5 protein-coding genes are annotated in these 19,037 nt (G+C 49.1%); all 5 read left to right on the plus strand.

All coding sequences use genetic code 11. The features are described 5' to 3' along the window. The first annotated feature begins 250 nt into the window (after positions 1-250). Positions 251-1,111 carry a transcriptional regulator gene (locus tag FM037_RS20390; protein ID WP_185976868.1) on the plus strand — a complete coding sequence of 287 codons (861 nt, stop codon included), beginning with the start codon at positions 251-253 and terminating at the stop codon, positions 1,109-1,111. Then, on the plus strand, positions 1,111-9,054 hold the full coding sequence (locus FM037_RS20395) for a type I polyketide synthase (protein WP_144047508.1): 7,944 nt from the start codon (positions 1,111-1,113) through the stop codon (positions 9,052-9,054). Before FM037_RS20390 ends, FM037_RS20395 begins: the two co-directional genes overlap by 1 nt. Beyond that, positions 9,054-11,324: a PfaB family protein gene (locus FM037_RS20400; protein WP_144047509.1), complete on the plus strand. Its 2,271-nt coding sequence runs from the start codon at positions 9,054-9,056 to the stop codon at positions 11,322-11,324. The genes FM037_RS20395 and FM037_RS20400 overlap by 1 nt, the downstream gene beginning before the upstream one ends. After that, the gene (locus FM037_RS20405; RefSeq protein ID WP_144047510.1) at positions 11,324-17,170 is read left to right on the plus strand and encodes a hotdog fold thioesterase; all 5,847 of its coding nucleotides are present in this window, start codon (positions 11,324-11,326) and stop codon (positions 17,168-17,170) included. Before FM037_RS20400 ends, FM037_RS20405 begins: the two co-directional genes overlap by 1 nt. A gap of 152 nt (positions 17,171-17,322) precedes the next feature. Beyond that, the gene (gene pfaD / locus FM037_RS20410; protein ID WP_144047511.1) at positions 17,323-18,951 is read left to right on the plus strand and encodes an eicosapentaenoate synthase subunit PfaD; all 1,629 of its coding nucleotides are present in this window, start codon (positions 17,323-17,325) and stop codon (positions 18,949-18,951) included. Positions 18,952-19,037: the final 86 nt, after the last annotated feature.

Consider the following 19,037-nt stretch of genomic DNA (forward strand, 5'->3'; position numbering starts at 1 on the left):
TCACGTTTTGTTTTTTGCCACAGAATTTGTAATAAAATATGAATAAGGAGTACGCATGTAAGCTGAAACTGGTCTGAAGAGGCATTATTAAGTCCCAGGTGATTGTATTGCTCCCTAAGGTCATGTAATCTGCTGCCCATCAGCTAGAAATTGCTTTAAAAAACGCGACGAACCGGGAACTCCTGCAGGTAACCTCGGTCAAAAAGTCGCACTAGTCCCAATAGATTATTAACGGAAACCCGCTAATTTAATGGTAAAGCAAGCCAAAAAAATTCTTCTCCAGGAAGAAATTAATCCGAATAAGCGTACGCAAAGTGCAACAGAAGCACGACACCGTAATGCCACAACGACGCCAGAGATGAGACGATTCATACAAGGTTCTGACTTTTCTGTGACTCAACTTGCCAAAGTGCTGAACATCAGCGAAGCCACCGTACGTAAGTGGCGCAAGCGCGACTCTGTCGAAAACACCCCAAATACACCGCATCATCTCAACACCACACTCACTCCATTGCAGGAATATGTCGTGGTCGGTCTCAGGTACCAGCTTAAGACACCTCTGGACAAACTCCTCAAGATCACCCAGAAGTTTATCAATCCCAATGTGTCACGTTCTGGATTAGCCCGTTGCCTGAAGCGATATGGGGTCTCAAAGGTAGGCAGTATCGAAAGTCCTTTGGTTCCTGAGCGTTATTTCAATCAGCTACCAGTCATTCAGGGAAGTAACCTCGAAACCTACACCTTACACCCGGATACTTTGGCCAAGACCATAGCCGATGACGATCAAACCAGCGTGGTTCAGGTTGTGTCACTGACCATACCGCCACAACTAACCAACGAGGAACCCAGTTCGATACTGCTCGGCATAGACACAAGCAGTGACTGGTTGTACTTAGATATTTACCAAGATGGCAATACCCACGCCACCAACCGATACATAGCTTATGTGTTAAAGCATGGGCCGTTTCATCTGCGTAAGTTGCTTGTTCGCAACTACCACACCTTTTTGCAGCGTTTTCCAGGTGCCAGACTCAGTCATGGGCATGTCACACAAAACGTTGAAACTAACAACAAGACGCCTGAGAATCAGGCACCCAGTGGAGACTCATAATGAGCCAGACCTCTAAACCTTCAAAGAAGCCTTTAGCGAGTGATAAAAAATCAGCACCAGAGTCAGTACAAGACTCGACAGCCGATAAGCGTCTAAACAAACGTCTTAAAGATATGCCCATCGCCATCGTAGGCATGGCAAGTATCTTTGCTAACTCTCGTTACCTGAATAAATTCTGGGACTTAATCAGTGAAAAAATCGATGCAATCACCGAATTGCCATCGACTCATTGGCAACCCGAAGATTATTACGATGCCAATAAGAGTACGCCTGACAAGAGTTACTGTAAGCGTGGTGGCTTCCTGCCAGATGTCGACTTCAACCCAATGGAATTTGGCCTGCCGCCAAATATCCTGGAGTTAACCGATACATCGCAGCTGCTCTCTTTGATCGTGGCTAAAGAAGTGTTAGCCGATGCAAACCTTCCTGAAAGTTATGACAGAGATAAGATTGGTATCACACTGGGTGTGGGTGGCGGACAGAAGATCAGCCACAGCTTAACGGCCCGTCTTCAGTATCCTGTACTCAAGAAAGTATTCAAAAATAGCGGCATCAGTGACACTGACAGCGAAATGCTGATCAAGAAATTTCAGGACCAGTACGTACACTGGGAAGAGAACTCATTCCCTGGCTCACTGGGTAACGTTATCTCGGGTCGTATCGCCAACCGTTTCGACTTAGGTGGCATGAACTGTGTGGTCGACGCCGCTTGTGCTGGCTCGTTAGCCGCTATGCGTATGGCCGTCAGTGAACTAGTCGATGGTCGCTCAGAGATGATGATCACAGGTGGTGTGTGTACCGATAACTCACCTTCTATGTACATGAGTTTCTCCAAGACTCCTGCATTTACCACCAACGAAACCATTCAACCTTTCGATATCGACTCGAAAGGCATGATGATAGGTGAAGGTATCGGCATGATAGCGCTTAAGCGTCTCGAAGATGCCGAGCGTGATGGTGACCGAATCTACTCAGTGATTAGAGGCATAGGCTCATCATCGGACGGTAAATTTAAGTCTATCTATGCACCGCGCCCAGAAGGTCAAGCAAAAGCTCTCCACCGCGCCTATGACGACGCAGGTTTTGCACCTCACACTCTAGGCCTTATCGAGGCTCATGGTACTGGTACCGCCGCCGGTGACGCCGCTGAATTTGCCGGCCTGTGCTCGGTATTCAGCCAAGGCAACGATACTAAGCAACATATCGCCCTAGGCTCGGTGAAATCTCAAATAGGTCATACTAAATCGACCGCAGGTACTGCCGGCCTAATCAAGGCATCTCTTGCGCTGCATCATAAGGTACTTCCTGCCACTATCAACATCAGTGAGCCTAGTCCTAAGCTTGAAATTGAGAACTCACCATTTTATCTCAATACCGAGACACGTCCTTGGCTACCACGCGCAGATGGCACGCCGCGCCGCGCGGGTATCAGCTCATTTGGTTTTGGTGGCACAAACTTCCACTTCGTGTTGGAAGAATACACTAAAGAGCACAGCCGAGATGACGGAGAGAAAGCTAAGTATCGTCAACGTCAGGTGGCTCAGAGCTTCCTTATTAGTGCAGCGACAAAAGATGCGCTTATTAGTGAGCTAAACAGCTTGGCTATAACTGCGACAACAGATGGGTTCATCCTAGCCACAGCTGCTGCGAACTATGCACTGCGTGAGCTTGATGCTAACGCACCTCGTATTGGTTTAGTGGCTAACACAAGCGATGAACTGGCAACACAGATCAAGCAAGCAGTCGCTAAGCTAGCCGGCAGTAATGATAGCACTTGGCAGTTACCTGGTGGCACCAGCTACCGTGCATCGAGTGTTGAGGGGAAAGTCGCCGCGCTATTCGCCGGCCAAGGTTCTCAGTATCTTAATATGGGTCGCGACCTTGCCTGTTACTACCCTGAGATGCGTCAGCAATTAGTGACCGCCGATAAAGTCTTTGCCGCCAATGACAAAACGCCGCTTTCACAGACACTTTATCCAAGGCCTGTGTTTAATAAAGACGACCTGAAAGCCCAAGAAGCGATACTGACCAACACCGCCAACGCACAAAGTGCCATCGGCGCCATCTCTATGGGTCAGTATGAGCTATTCACCGCCGCTGGTTTCAATGCCGACATGGTTGCAGGACACAGCTTCGGTGAACTAAGTGCTCTGTGCGCAGCTGGTGTTATCTCCAGTGAAGATTACTACCAGCTCGCATTTGCCCGTGGTGATGCCATGGCCACTAAAGCCCCGGCCAAAGACGGCGTAGAAGCTGACACTGGCGCTATGTTCGCTATTCTTCACCAAGGAAAGGGCACTAAGTCTGCTGAAGACTTAGCAACACTTGAAGCGACTATCGCTAAGTTCGATGGGGTTAAAGTCGCTAACTACAATGCACCGACTCAATCAGTCATTGCTGGTCCTACTGTTTCTACCGGTGAAGCGGCCAAAGCACTTAGTGAGCTTGGATATAAGGCGATAAACCTGCCTGTATCTGGCGCATTCCACACTGAGCTCGTTGGTCACGCTCAAGCACCATTTGCTAAAGCGATTGATGCTGCCAAGTTCAGTAAGCCAAAACGTGCGCTGTATTCAAACGCGACGGGTGAGCTTTATGACAATACCGCCGCAAAGATTAAGGCCTCGTTCAAGAAGCATATGCTGCAATCGGTACACTTTACTGCGGAACTTGAAGCCATGTATAACGCAGGCGCCCGTATATTTGTTGAGTTCGGTCCAAAGAACATTCTGCAGAAGCTGGTACAGGGCACCCTTGCTGATAAGGCGCTTAATGACAAGAATGTCATTAGCACTATCTCTATCAACCCAAGCCCTAAAGGTGATAGCGATCTTCAGCTTAAGCAAGCCGCGGTTCAGATGGCCGTTGCAGGCATCAAGCTCGACAATATCGATCCGTACCAGGCTGAGATTGCAGCACCAGAGAAGAAGTCTCCAATGAGCATATCTCTTAATGCAGTCAACCATATCAGCAAGGCAACACGCGCCAAGATGGCGAAGTCATTAGAGACTGGCACTGTGACTAGCACGACGATTGTTGAAGAAAAAATCGTCGAGAAAATAGTTGAAGTAGAAAAGGTCGTTGAAAAAATTGTGGAAGTAGAAAAAATTGTGGAGATTGCAGTACCCGTGTCTAATAACCAAATGTCTAGTAATCAAGTTGTAGGCACGCCAACAACTGTAAATAGTGAGCCTTCAGCGGCTCTTAGCGTTAGCGGCGATGCGTTAACTCACTTCTTTGCAGCCCAGCAGCAAGCTGCAGAGCTTCATCAACAGTTCCTGGAGATCCCCCAGCAATACGGTGAGACCTTCACCACCTTGATGACAGAGCAAACTAAACTAGCTGGCGCAGGTATTGCGCTCCCAGAGAGCCTACAACGCTCTATGGAGCAGTTCCACCAGCTTCAGTCGCAAACTCTGCAAAGCCATACTCAATTCCTTGAGATGCAAACAGGCAGCAACACTGCAGCACTAAATATGCTTAACGGCACGCCGGCAGCGCTCTCTACACAAGCAACAGCCCAACCAGTTAAAACTCTTGCTCCTGTTCAAGCTGTAATTGCGCCTATAGTAGCGCCAGTTCAGGTTGCAGCACCAGTAGTAGCGCCTATTGCTAAAGCCGAAGTAAAACCTGCAGCAGTACAAGCACCTAAGCCTGTACAGACCGTTAGCCATCAGGCTGCTCCAGTACCGTCAGTAGTGACACCAATGGCTCCGACTAATGCTAGTGCCGCTGAGGGCTCACTCTCTGCAGAGAAGGTTCAAGCAACCATGCTTGAAGTGGTTGCCGAGAAGACTGGTTACCCAACTGAGATGTTAGAGCTTGAGATGGATATGGAAGCCGATTTAGGCATCGACTCTATCAAGCGTGTCGAAATACTGGGCACAGTACAAGATGAACTTCCAGGTCTGCCAGAGCTTAACCCTGAAGATCTAGCCGAGTGTCGTACATTGGGTGAAATCGTAGCGTATATGAACTCTAAGCTACCTGCTGGAAACTCTACAGCAACAAGCACAAGCGCCGCTGGCTCTGCTAATACAAGTGCCGCTGCAGCTCTTTCACAAGCCGCTGAGGGCTCACTCTCTACAGGTCTTAGTGCAGAGAAAGTACAAGCCACTATGATGTCTGTCGTAGCAGAGAAGACTGGCTACCCAACTGAGATGTTAGAGCTTGAGATGGATATGGAAGCCGATTTAGGTATCGACTCTATCAAGCGTGTCGAAATACTGGGCACGGTTCAAGACGAGCTACCGGGTCTTCCTGAACTAAATCCTGAAGACCTTGCCGAATGTCGCACATTGGGCGAAATCGTTGCTTATATGAACTCTAAGTTGCCAGCTGCAGGGACTAATACAAGTACCGCCGCGGCGCCTGCTGCTCAAATAAGTTCAGCTCCAGCAACGAATGGTCTTAGTGCAGAGAAAGTACAAGCCACTATGATGTCAGTGGTTGCTGACAAGACTGGCTACCCAACTGAAATGCTTGAACTGAGCATGGATATGGAAGCCGACTTAGGTATCGACTCTATCAAGCGCGTCGAAATTCTAGGTACAGTTCAAGACGAGCTACCGGGTCTGCCTGAGCTTAATCCTGAAGATCTAGCCGAGTGTCGCACATTGGGCGAAATCGTAACCTACATGAATAGTAAACTTCCTTCAGGAAGTTCAACTACTCAAGCAACAAGCGCCGTAGGCTCTTTACCTTCACAAGCCGCTGAGGGCTCACTCTCTACAGGTCTTAGTGCAGAGAAAGTACAAGCGACTATGATGTCAGTGGTTGCCGACAAGACTGGCTACCCAACTGAGATGCTTGAACTGAGCATGGATATGGAAGCCGATTTAGGTATCGACTCTATCAAGCGCGTTGAAATTCTAGGTACTGTTCAAGATGAGCTACCGGGTCTGCCTGAGCTAAATCCTGAAGACCTTGCCGAATGTAGAACTTTAGGTGAAATCGTTACTTATATGGGCAGTAAACTGCCGGCTGATGGCTCTATGAACTCTCAAGAGGCTGATGTTGCTAGTACTGTATCGTCTGCTGCTAGTGGTTTAAGCGCAGAGAAAGTACAAGCGACTATGATGTCAGTGGTTGCCGACAAGACTGGCTACCCAACTGAGATGCTTGAACTGAGCATGGATATGGAAGCAGATCTTGGTATCGACTCAATCAAGCGAGTTGAGATTTTAGGTACAGTACAAGACGAACTGCCTGGCCTGCCTGAGTTAAACCCTGAAGATCTAGCCGAGTGTCGTACACTAGGCGAAATCGTAAGCTACATGAATTCCAAACTTGCTGAAGGCTCTAAGCTATCTACAGCTGCTGCCCTAGGCGCTGCTGTATCTGGTGCTGTTAAGTCTATTGCTAATACCATCAGCTCCTCACTTGAGCTTCCACCTCACAGCGAGGTAACGCTAAAAAAGCTTAATGCGGCGGACACGATTAAAAACTGTTTCGCCGCAGACGCAACTCTTGTGATCACCGATGATGGTCATAACGCCGGCGTGTTAGCAGAGAAACTGACAAAGCAAGGTCTTAAAGTAGCCGTTATACGTCTACCTGAGGGCAATGCTCAATCACCACTTAACAGCGATATCGCAAGCTTCCAGGCAAAGAGTACTGATGAAGCGGGTATTAGCGCCGTTATTGCTCAAATAGAACAGCAACTCGGTCAAATTGGTGGATTCATTCACCTGCAGCCTGAAGCTGATAGCAAGAAAAAAACTGATGCCGTTAACCTAAGTGATGAGAGCTTCACTCATGTTAGCCAAGCGTTCCTTTGGGCTAAGCTACTTCAGCCAAAGCTTACTGCGTCAAGTGATAAGCGCCGCAGCTTTGTCACCGTCAGCCGTATCGATGGTGGCTTCGGTTACTTAAACGCAGAAACTCTGCAAGATGCCGAGTTAAACCAGGCTGCTCTGGCAGGTTTAACCAAGACACTCAGCCATGAATGGCCAACCGTCTTTTGTCGTGCACTGGATATCGCAGCAAACTTAGATGCAACTCATCTTGCTGATGCAGTCACAGCTGAGCTTTTCGATAATGTCACTCAATTGCCAGAAGTGGGTTTATCACTCGACGCTAAAGGTAACGTTTCACGTACGACCTTAATTGCAGGCGTAGCGAGCAGTAAACATGCTGCACCTGAACTAAACAGTGCAGATAAAATACTGGTGACCGGGGGAGCTAAAGGCGTGACCTTCGAATGCGCCCTTGCCTTAGCCAAGCGTACAAAGTCTCACTTTATCCTTGCAGGACGTAGTGAGCTACTTGCTATCCCGACATGGGCTGAAAACAAGCAGATCAGCGAACTTAAACCTGCTGCCATTGCTTACATCATCTCTACGGGTAATAAGCCGACACCTAAACAGGTCGAATCCTTAGTGTGGACAGTTAAAAGCTCAATCGAGATAAACACAGCGCTTGAGGCTTTTGCCCAAGTAGGTGCAAGTGCCGAGTATGTCAGTATGGATGTCACAGATTCTGCTGCTATCTCCAAGGCGCTTAAAGGAAAAAGTAACGACATTACCGGTCTTATCCACGGTGCAGGCGTACTTGCCGATAAGCATATTCAAGACAAGACCATTGAAGAATTAGGGCGCGTTTACGGCACTAAGGTTAATGGTCTGAAGGCTGTGTTGGCTGTACTGGATTCGAGTAAGGTGAAACTGCTTGCCATGTTCTCATCGGCTGCAGGTTTCTACGGCAATACAGGTCAGAGCGACTACGCCATGTCAAACGACATCCTCAACAAGGCGGCACTGCAGTTCACTGCACGCAACCCGCAAGCTAAAGTGATGAGCTTTAACTGGGGCCCTTGGGATGGCGGCATGGTGAATCCAGCACTGAAGAAGATGTTTACCGACCGTGGTGTGTACGTTATCCCTCTCAAGGCTGGCGCCGAGCTATTTGCCACCCAACTATTGAGCAAAACGGGTGTGCAATTGCTTGTTGGTACTTCGATGCAGGGCAGCGACGGCTCTCAATCAAAAAACGCTGAAGGCTCTGCTACAGAAGGTTCTTCTGTAAAAAAGCTTAATGCGGGTGAGGTGCAACTTGCATCGCGCCCGCTAGCACCTGTTTCTTTAACGCCTCTGACGTTAACAAGAGCCTTAAACCCTAATGCTATGGTCTTTATTCAAGACCACCGCATTAGCGGTAATTCAGTGCTACCAACAGTGTGCGCAATCGCGTGGATGCGCGAAGCGGCAAGCGAAATGCTCGGCTCTCGCGTAAAAGTGCTCGATTATAAGCTGCTTAAAGGGATCATCTTCGAAAATGATGATGTTCAGGAGATAACACTTGAACTGACGCCACTAGAAGGTGCCCAACCAAAGCAAATGAGCGCGATGATCACCTGTCAAGGACGTCCGCAATACAAGGCGACCTTAGTTTCATCTCAAGGTGATACTCCAGTGCCTAAAGTGTTCGACTTAGGCTCTGAAAAACCAGTAACGACTGCGAGTGAACTTTATAGTAACGGTACCCTGTTCCACGGACCTCGTTTACAGGGCATTGAGAAGATATTGCAGTTTAATGATTCGGGTCTGTTAGCCAGTTGCCGTTTGCCAAACGTGAGTGATAAAGATTGCGGTCATTTTGTCGCGACGACTCACATTGGCGGCAGCCAACCCTTCGCCGAAGACTTGCTTCTACAAGCCATGCTGGTGTGGGCGAGACTCACGTACGGTGCGGCCAGTCTGCCATCGGCTATCGGTGAGTTTATCTCCAACAAACCCATGGCCTTTGGTGAGTCTGGATTTATCGAGCTTGAAGTGGTTAAAACCAGTTCTCGTTCACTCCAGGCTAATGTCGCACTTTACCATGAAAATGGCGAACTCAGCGCTATGATGAAGGGGGCAAAAGTCACCGTCAGCAAGAGCCTGAATGATGCCTTCTTGGCGGAGCCTTCAGCGGCTCTTGATAAAGCAAGTGAGGCTAAATAGTGAATCCGACGCTTAATGCTCAACAGCAGCAAGCGCCTCAAAAAGTAGCGATGCCACTACGCATCGCGCTTTTAGTGTTGCCGTCGACAAGACTATCTTGCGATAGTCTGTCGGCTAATCCACTCGAGGTACTGCTACCTGAACTCTATCAATCAGGACTGCTATCTTCTAAAGAAGGGGTTTCTCAAAAAGAGGCTTTAGAGCAGATTGTTAACATTGAAGTCGATGATTTCGAGGCTAACCTCAAGGCTAGCATTCAAGCTATCGATGAAGGAAAACTAGTTCAATTATCGACACCGAGCCAGTCCCTGTTGATGATGCCTGCGCTCAAGGCGGCGCAGCTGAGAATCCATCCTCATGCGCAGCTCGCGGCGATACAACAAGGTAATGACGGTGTACAGCAGACCATGGCGCTTGCACTGGCTCAGGCCAAACGCGATAGCGCCACTGTGAGTAAGATTGAAAATCTGCATGATCTTAACAGCCAGCAGAAATTTACAGCTGTTCATCAGTTGATCACCGAACTTGCTTCTCGAACTAGATTTAGAGATGAAGTAAACCAGGGTGTCACACTGGGCCCTAAACAGGCCAAGAGTCACTACTGGTTTACGCAAAATCATCAGGCAAGAGTGACCGCGGTCAACTTCTCTCATTCAGTTAACAATATTTCGGCAGGCAAACAGATTAATACCAGCTTTATTATTACCCAAGGTACAGGTTTTATTGCGCCAAAATCGATTGTCGACAGTCAGCGCTTACAGCTTGTACTATCGGGTGATACTCAAACTGAGCTATTAACCGCCCTCAACCGTCTCAAGGCAGAACTTCTGGCTGAGCCTAACTCAGATTCTGTGCTCACTGTGATGAGAGATAATCTTATCGCGTTCGAGCAGACCAACACCCGTTACGCCGTCACACTCCAAGCAAGCTCAGTTGACGCTATGCAGCTTGAACTCAACGCTATGATAGAAGCATTGCCAGCGGTAATGGCTGAGGACGGCCTGCATAGCTACAAGACGCCTGCAGGCAGTTACTTCACTTCGGAGCCATTGGGCAATGTTGAAAAAGCGGGTCTTGCCTTCGTCTATCCTGGAGTGGGTACTGTTTATGCCGACATGTTTAGCGAGCTTCACAGATACTTCCCAACACTCTACTCACGACTAGAGCGTGAGGGCGATCTCAAGTCTATGTTGCAAGCCGATGCGATCTATCACTTAGACGCTAAAGTTGCCCCGGCCATGCCCTTAGGCGATCTGGCTATTGCCGGTGTAGGCAGCAGTTATCTGCTGACTCAACTCTTGATGCAAGAGTTCAATATCACCCCAAACTTTGCCTTAGGTTACTCCATGGGTGAAGCCTCTATGTGGGCCAGTCTTGGCGTATGGGACAATCCCCATGATTTGATAAGCAAGACCCAAACGGATCCCTTGTTTACCACCGCCATATCCGGACAACTGACCGCAGTGAGGCAAGCATGGAAACTGAACAACACAGATAGCGACATAGTCTGGAACAGCTTCGTAGTACGTAGCCCTAGCGAACCGATTAAAGCACTGCTACCTGAATTCCCCCGGGCATATCTGGCCATCATTCAGGGAGATACCTGTGTGATCGCGGGTTGTGAAATTCAATGCCGAGAACTACTGAGCAAGCTGAAGAAGCGTGGCATAGCCGCTAACCGAGTGACTGCTATGCACACGACACCTGCGATGGAAGAGCACGGCAACGTGATTGAGTTTTATACTCAACCACTGTGTGAAGAATTACCACAAGATATCAAGTTTATCAGTGCTGCGAGCCTGTCTGGTGACAGGCGCGATAAGGCCGTCAACGAAGCAGGCGCTATTGATAGCAATATGATTGCCCAGTCTATCGCCGATACCTTCTGTAATACCTTGGACTTTACCTCGCTAATCCATAGCGCTCAACGACAAGGCGCTAAGCTATTTGTCGAACTGGGCGCAGATAGACAAAACAGCACCTTGATCGACAAGATAGCTAAGCTCGACAGAAGCTGCGGTGCCGAGGCGAGCAGCTACCCATGCTGCACAGTGCCAGTCAACGCCAAAGGCGGAGATGACATCACTAGCCTACTAAAGGCATTGGGACAACTTATCAGTCATAGAGTGCCGCTATCACTGCAACCTCTCATCGATGGACTCAACCGAGAGATTGCGATTCGAGAATTGAACTCTGCGGGTTTAACCAATCACAATGGCATCGTCTCCGGTGAGCCCGATGCACACAAATTACTCAAAGGGGAAGTTTAATGTCCTTCTCGAATAAGAATAGAGACAAGCCTTCAAGCAAACAGATAAAAATCGCCATAGTGGGTCTAGCCACCCTCTATCCCGATGCTAAAAGCCCACAGGAGTTTTGGCAGAATCTACTCGATAAGCGAGACTCTCGCGGTATCCTAACCAATGAGAAACTAGGGGCTAACACCCAAGATTATCAGGGTGTTCAGGGCCAATCAGACCGCTTCTATTGTAACCAGGGTGGCTACATTGAAAACTTCAGCTTCGATGCCACAGGTTATCAACTACCCAGTGAGAGCTTGTCGGGCCTGGATAACAGCTTCCTTTGGGCGCTGGACACCAGCCGTAAAGCACTTATCGATGCCGGGATCACCTTAAACAGTCCCTCTTTAGCGCGCACGGGGATCATCATGGGCGCCTTGTCATTTCCGACAACCCGCTCAAATGATCTGTTTTTGCCTATCTATCACAGCGCCGTTGAAAAAGCCTTGCAAGATAAACTTGGCAACAAGGGCTTTAAGCTCAACCCAACCAATGCTCACACACAAAGAGTCCGCAGCGAAACGGTTATCGATAATGCCAACGGGGCTATCGCTCACAACGCCTCGAAGGTCGTTGCCGATGCCTTAGGTTTAGGCGCTGTTCAACTCAGTCTCGATGCCGCCTGTGCCAGCTCTGTCTATTCGCTAAAACTCGCGTGTGATTATCTCACCGCGGGCAAGGCCGATGTGATGTTAGCCGGCGCCGTTTCTGGCGCCGATCCTTTCTTCATCAACATGGGCTTCTCCATCTTCCATGCCTATCCGGATCATGGCTTCTCGGCACCGTTTGACAGTGACAGTAAAGGCTTGTTCGCCGGTGAAGGTGCTGGCGTCATGGTACTCAAACGATTAGATGATGCCGAGCGTGATGGTAATAAAATTTATGCAGTCGTCAGTGGCGTCGGCCTGTCCAACGACGGTAAAGGCCAGTTTGTACTGAGTCCTAACCCTAAAGGACAAGTTAAAGCCTTTGAACGTGCCTATGCAGCCAGTGATATCGAACCTAAAGATATCGAAGTGATCGAGTGTCACGCCACAGGCACGCCACTGGGTGACAAGATTGAGCTTACGTCCATGGAGACCTTCTTCGAAGACAAGCTTGCCGGCACCGATGCGCCGCTAATTGGCTCGGCTAAGTCTAACTTGGGCCACCTGCTCACTGCTGCTGGCATGCCTGGGATCATGAAGATGATCTTCGCCATGAAAGAGGGAGCATTGCCGCCGAGTATCAATATCAGCAATGCCATCGAATCACCTAAGGGTCTGTTTAGCGCAAACACGCTACCCAATCAGGTACAATCCTGGCCGGTGAAACCAGGAAACAAGCTGCGCCACGCCGGCGTATCGGTATTCGGTTTCGGTGGCTGTAATGCTCACCTGTTATTGGAATCCTACTCTATTCAACATGAAAACGCCGCGATAGCCACGCCAATTACCGCCGATCCTGAAGCGATGAAAATAGTCGGTATGGCGTCTCATTTCGGTCCACTCAATAGTATTAATAAGCTCAATGATGCCATTGCATCAGATACTGACGGCTTTATTTCGCTGCCGAAACAGCGCTGGAAAGGTTTAGATAAACACCCTGATCTACTGGCAGAGTTTGGTCTTAATGCAGCCCCTAAGGGAGCCTATATCGACAGCTTCAAGCTAGATTTTCTACGCTTCAAGCTGCCACCAAACGAAGATGACCGTTTGATCTCACAACAGCTTATGTTGATGAAGGTAACCGATGAAGCTATCCGTGATGCCAAGTTAAAGCCTGGGCAGAAAGTCGCCGTGTTAGTTGCCATGGAAACCGAGCTAGAACTGCACCAGTTTCGCGGCCGGGTTAACCTGCACACTCAACTGCAAGAGAGCCTTGCAGCCATCGGGGTGACCTTAACCGGTGATGAATACCTAGCCCTGGAAGCTATCACCATGGATAGCGTACTCGATGCGGCTAAGCTCAATCAATACACCAGCTTTATCGGCAACATCATGGCCTCGCGTATCGCATCCTTATGGGACTTCGATGGCCCGGCATTTACCATCTCAGCCGCAGAGCAATCTGTCAGCCGCTGTATCGATGTCGCGCAAAATATGATGGCCAGTGAAGCGCTCGATGCTGTCGTCATCGCCGCAGTTGACCTTTCAGGTAGTTTCGAACAGGTGATACTGAAAAACAGTATTGAACCTGTTGCCTTTGATCCCGCGACGAACACAGGCTGGAATGTGGGTGAAGGTGCCGGTGCAATAGTACTTGTCCCTGATGCAGCTAGCACAGATGTAAGCACTTCTTATGGCCAAATTAGTGCACTCGCCTTCGGCAGAGCAAACGAATCGAATCTTGTCACCGATAAGTTATTGACTCAAGCCAGCGTTGACATTAGCACCATAAAGCTCGTTGAAACCAATATCGCACCAGGAAGTTCATCTACAACATCTGTCTCTTCGCTAAGTGCATTTCCTAATGCGATTGGCACCAGCGCAGATAGCCGCATCGGACACAGCTTCGCCGCTGCGGGAATGGCAGGCCTGCTTCATGGCCTACTAAGCCTGTCCAAACAGAGTAATGCTGGCAGTGCACTTGTGGTGAACATCAATGAAGATCAACAATCTCAACTGCTGTTAAGTCAAACAGCGAGTGAAAACAATGCGCTTAAATCACGCTTAAGCAGTGAGCTCAAGTCCGATGCTAAACATCAATTGCTCAAGCAAGTGACCTTAGGTGGCCGCGATATCTATCAACATATCGTCGATACACCACTGGCAAGTTTACCCTCAATTCAGATGAAGCTTGCCCAAGGCAGTGCTTCATCTGTGATTAAGCAGCACAAGCCATTGGTCACGCGCCCCGCTCAAGCAAGAGTGCAAACAGCATCGCAACATATCGAAGCAGCACCTGTGAGTCCTACCCCAGTATTAGGTACCCCTATGACAAATAAAGTAATAATAACGCCAAGTACACCAATTGACGTCTCCGCAGGTGACTTAGCAGCATTCCAGCAAAACCAGCAGCTCACACAGCAAGCTCATCAGGCATTTTTAAAGAGCCGTTCAGCTGGCATGAAAGTGGCCGACGTTCTTCTGAAACAGCAGCTAAGCCAAGAGATTGCCCGAGCAACTGGCCAAACAGGCTCAACGCATACTCAAGCAGCCTCAGTACAAGCACAATTTGTTGCTGCACAAGTGCCTGCGACTGCTAGCTCTTTACAACAAGAGAAGGAGCCCTCAGCGGTTCACTCTTTGTCCCAAGGACAGGAATTAGCACCGGATCACGCTAACGTAACGCCCTATATAGCGCCGACGCCTGAACTTAAACCTTGTATCTGGAACTATGCCGACTTGGTTGAATATGCCGAGGGTGATATCGCTAAGGTATTTGGCTCAGATTACGCCATCATAGACGGCTATTCTCGTCGCGTACGTCTACCAACCACAGATTACCTGCTGGTATCTAGGGTGACTAAACTCGATGCCACCATGAATCAGTATAAACCCTGCACTATGACCACAGAGTATGATATCCCGGTTGATGCCCCCTACTTGGTCGACGGTCAGATCCCTTGGGCCGTTGCGGTAGAGTCTGGTCAGTGTGACTTGATGCTTATTAGCTACTTAGGCATTGATTTCGAAAACAAGGGCGAGCGTGTCTATCGCCTGCTTGATTGTACCCTCACCTTCCTGGGCGACTTGCCTCGTGGCGGCGATACCCTGCGTTATGACATTAAGATCAACAACTATGCCCGTAACGGCGATACCCTATTATTCTTCTTCTCTTACGAGTGTTTCGTTGGCGATATCATGGTCCTCAAGATGGATGGTGGCTGCGCAGGCTTCTTCACCGATGAAGAACTGGCCGACGGTAAGGGCGTGATCCACACCGAAGATGAGATAAAGGCACGTAATTTAGTCGTCAAGCAGACCTTCAACCCTCTGCTGGATTGCCCTAAAACCAGCTTCAGCTATGGCGATATCCACAAGCTTCTCAATGCTGATATTGCCGGTTGTTTCGGTGCTACTCACGCCGGTCCGACACAAGCATCGCTTTGCTTCGCATCAGAAAAATTTCTGATGATCGAACAGATCAGCAAGGTCGAACGCACAGGCGGCGCCTGGGGCCTAGGTCTCATCGAAGGTCATAAGCAACTGGAGCCAAATCATTGGTACTTCCCGTGTCACTTCCAGGGTGATGAGGTGATGGCCGGTTCTTTGATGGCTGAAGGTTGTGGTCAATTATTGCAGTTCTATATGTTGCATCTTGGTATGCACACCCAAACCAAGAATGGCCGTTTCCAGCCACTGGCAGATGCCTCACAGCAGGTACGTTGTCGCGGTCAGGTATTGCCACAATCTGGTGTGCTGACTTATCGTATGGAAATAATAGAAATCGGTTTCAGCCCACGCCCTTACGCTAAAGCCAATATCGATATCATTCTTAATGGTAAGACAGTTGTAGACTTCAAGAACTTGGGAGTCATGATCAAGGAAGAAGATGAGTGTGTTCGTTACCCTAGCCTGATCACTGAAACGGCTACAAATACTCAGCATGCTTCTGGTAGCACAGCGAAGATTGTTCGCCCTAACGCCCCCTTGATGGCGCAAATCCCGGATCAGACTAAGATTCCTAATAAGGGCGTTATTCCTATCCAGCATGTCGAGGCCCCTGTTACCCCTGATTATCCAAACCGTGTGCCTGATACCGTGCCGTTTACCCCATATCACATGTTTGAGTTTGCTACCGGTAACATAGAAAACTGTTTCGGCCCCGAGTTCTCCATCTATCGCGGTATGATCCCACCACGCACACCTTGTGGCGATCTGCAGGTGACGACACGCGTGATTGAAGTCAACGGTAAGCGCGGTGAATTTAAGAAGCCTTCATCTTGTATCGCCGAATACGAAGTCCCAAGTGATGCCTGGTATTTTGATAAGAACAGCCATGAAGCCAGCATGCCGTACTCGATATTGATGGAAATATCCTTGCAGCCAAATGGCTTTATCTCGGGCTACATGGGCACCACACTTGGCTTCCCAGGCTTAGAGCTTTTCTTCCGTAACTTAGACGGTAACGGCAAGATGCTAAGAAATATCGACCTACGCGGTAAGACAATTCGTAACGACTCTCGTCTGCTGTCTACTGTGATGGCCGGCACCAACATCATCCAGAGCTTCAGCTTCGAGCTGAGCACTGATGGCGTACCTTTCTACGAAGGTAAGGCGGTATTTGGTTACTTCAAGGGCGACGCCCTCAAAGACCAGTTAGGTCTGGACAATGGTAAGGTCACTCAGCCATGGCATGTGGCTAAAGGCATAGCAGCAGATTATACGGTAAACTTACTCGACAAGAGCAGCCGTCACTTTAACGCACCACAAGATCAGCCACACTACCGCTTAGCCGGTGGACAGCTTAACTTTATCGATAAGGTCGAGATAGTCGATAACGGCGGCACCGAAGGTCTTGGTTATCTTTATGCCGAGCGCACAATCGATCCGAGTGACTGGTTCTTCCAGTTCCACTTCCATCAGGATCCTGTTATGCCGGGTTCTCTTGGTGTTGAAGCTATCATAGAAACCATGCAGACTTACGCCATCACTAAAGATTTGGGCGCTGGATTTAAAAACCCTAAGTTCGGTCAGATCTTGTCAGACATCAAGTGGAAGTACCGTGGACAGATCAATCCACTGAACAAGCAGATGTCTATGGATGTCAGCATCACCTCGATTAAAGATGTCGATGGTAAGAAAATCATCACAGGTGACGCCAGCCTGAGTAAAGATGGTCTGCGTATTTACCAAGTGTTTGATATTGCCATCTGTATCGAAGAGTCTTAAAAACACAGTTTTTAAGACTAAGTTAATGGCTAAAGAAGAGCGCTTTAGTCATTAACGGCTTAACAGCACAAGAATTAAAGATTAATGAATGTGAAAGAGACACAGCTAAACTGCTTCACATTGAACTAAAAGAATTACTTTAAGGGTCAAGAATGAATCCTATTACAACCAATGAAAAGCTTTCTCCTTGGCCTTGGTCGGTTACCGATGCCAATATCAGTTTCGATGTCAATACCATGGAGCGACAACTGAAAGATTTCAGCCGCGGCTGTTATGTCGTTAACCACAGTGAGAAAGGTGTCGGCATCGCACAGGATGCGGCCTTAGCCTCAGAACAAGGCGCAAATAGCAATGCACACCCTGTCAGCGCATTTGCACCGGCTTTAGGCACAGAAAGCCTGGGCGACAGTAACTTCCGCCGCGTACACGGTGTAAAATACGCTTACTATGCAGGCGCTATGGCCAACGGCATCTCATCTGAAGAGCTAGTTATCGCCCTGGGAAGAGCAGGCATCTTATGCTCATTCGGTGCTGCGGGTCTTATTCCAAGCCGCGTAGAAACCGCAATAAACCGTATCCAAGCCGCCCTACCAAACGGCCCTTACATGTTTAACCTTATTCATAGCCCGAGTGAGCCAGCATTAGAGCGTGGCAGCGTCGAGCTATTTATCAAGCATAAGGTTCGCACCGTAGAAGCCTCAGCATTTTTGGGACTCACACCTCAAATCGTCTACTACCGCGCAGCTGGGCTTAGCCGTGATAGCCATGGCAATATTGTTATCGCCAATAAAGTTATCGCTAAAGTCAGCCGCACCGAAGTGGCTGAGAAGTTCATGATGCCAGCCCCGGTCAAGATGCTACAAAAATTGGTCGATGACGGCTCGATTACGCCTGAGCAGATGGAACTGGCGCAACTTGTTCCTATGAGCGATGACATCACGGCCGAAGCGGATTCTGGCGGACACACAGATAACCGTCCATTAGTGACTCTGCTGCCGACCATTTTGGCATTGAAAGAAGAAATTCAAACCAAGTATCAATACGACACGCCGATCCGCGTCGGTTGTGGCGGCGGTGTGGGCACACCTGACGCAGCTTTAGCGACCTTCAACATGGGCGCCGCCTATATAGTCACAGGCTCGGTAAACCAAGCCTGCGTCGAAGCCGGAGCCAGTGAGCACACTCGCAAGCTGCTGGCGAACACTGAGATGGCCGATGTGACCATGGCACCCGCTGCCGATATGTTCGAGATGGGCGTCAAGCTGCAGGTAGTTAAGCGTGGTACGCTTTTCCCTATGCGAGCCAACAAGCTCTACGAACTCTACACACGTTACGACTCTATCGAAGCGATTCCGACTGCTGAGCGTGAGAAGTTAGAGAAGCAAGTGTTCCGCTCATCTCTTGATGAGATCTGGGCCGGCACAGTGGCGCATTTTAATGAACGTGATCCTAAGCAGATCGAGCGCGCCGAGGGGAATCCTAAGCGTAAGATGGCCCTTATCTTCCGCTGGTACTTGGGGCTTTCCAGCCGCTGGTCAAACTCGGGCGAAGTGGGCCGTGAGATGGATTATCAAATCTGGGCAGGTCCAGCATTGGGCGCATTCAACCAGTGGGCTAAAGGCAGTTACTTAGATAACTACCAGGACCGTAACGCCGTCGATGTGGCCAAACACCTAATGTATGGCGCAGCTTACCTTAACCGAGTAAACAACCTGACCTCACAAGGGGTTAAGTTACCGACTCAGTTACTGCGCTGGAAGCCGACACAGAGAATGGCTTAAGGGCAGCCTAGAGCTGAAAGAATAGCAAGCTTCGAGGAAAAGCTGTTGTGAGTTGTAAGCTTTAAGTTCACAACTGAAAATCAAAA

The sequence above is a fragment of the Shewanella psychropiezotolerans genome (assembly GCF_007197555.1).
Classification (GTDB): domain Bacteria; phylum Pseudomonadota; class Gammaproteobacteria; order Enterobacterales; family Shewanellaceae; genus Shewanella; species Shewanella psychropiezotolerans.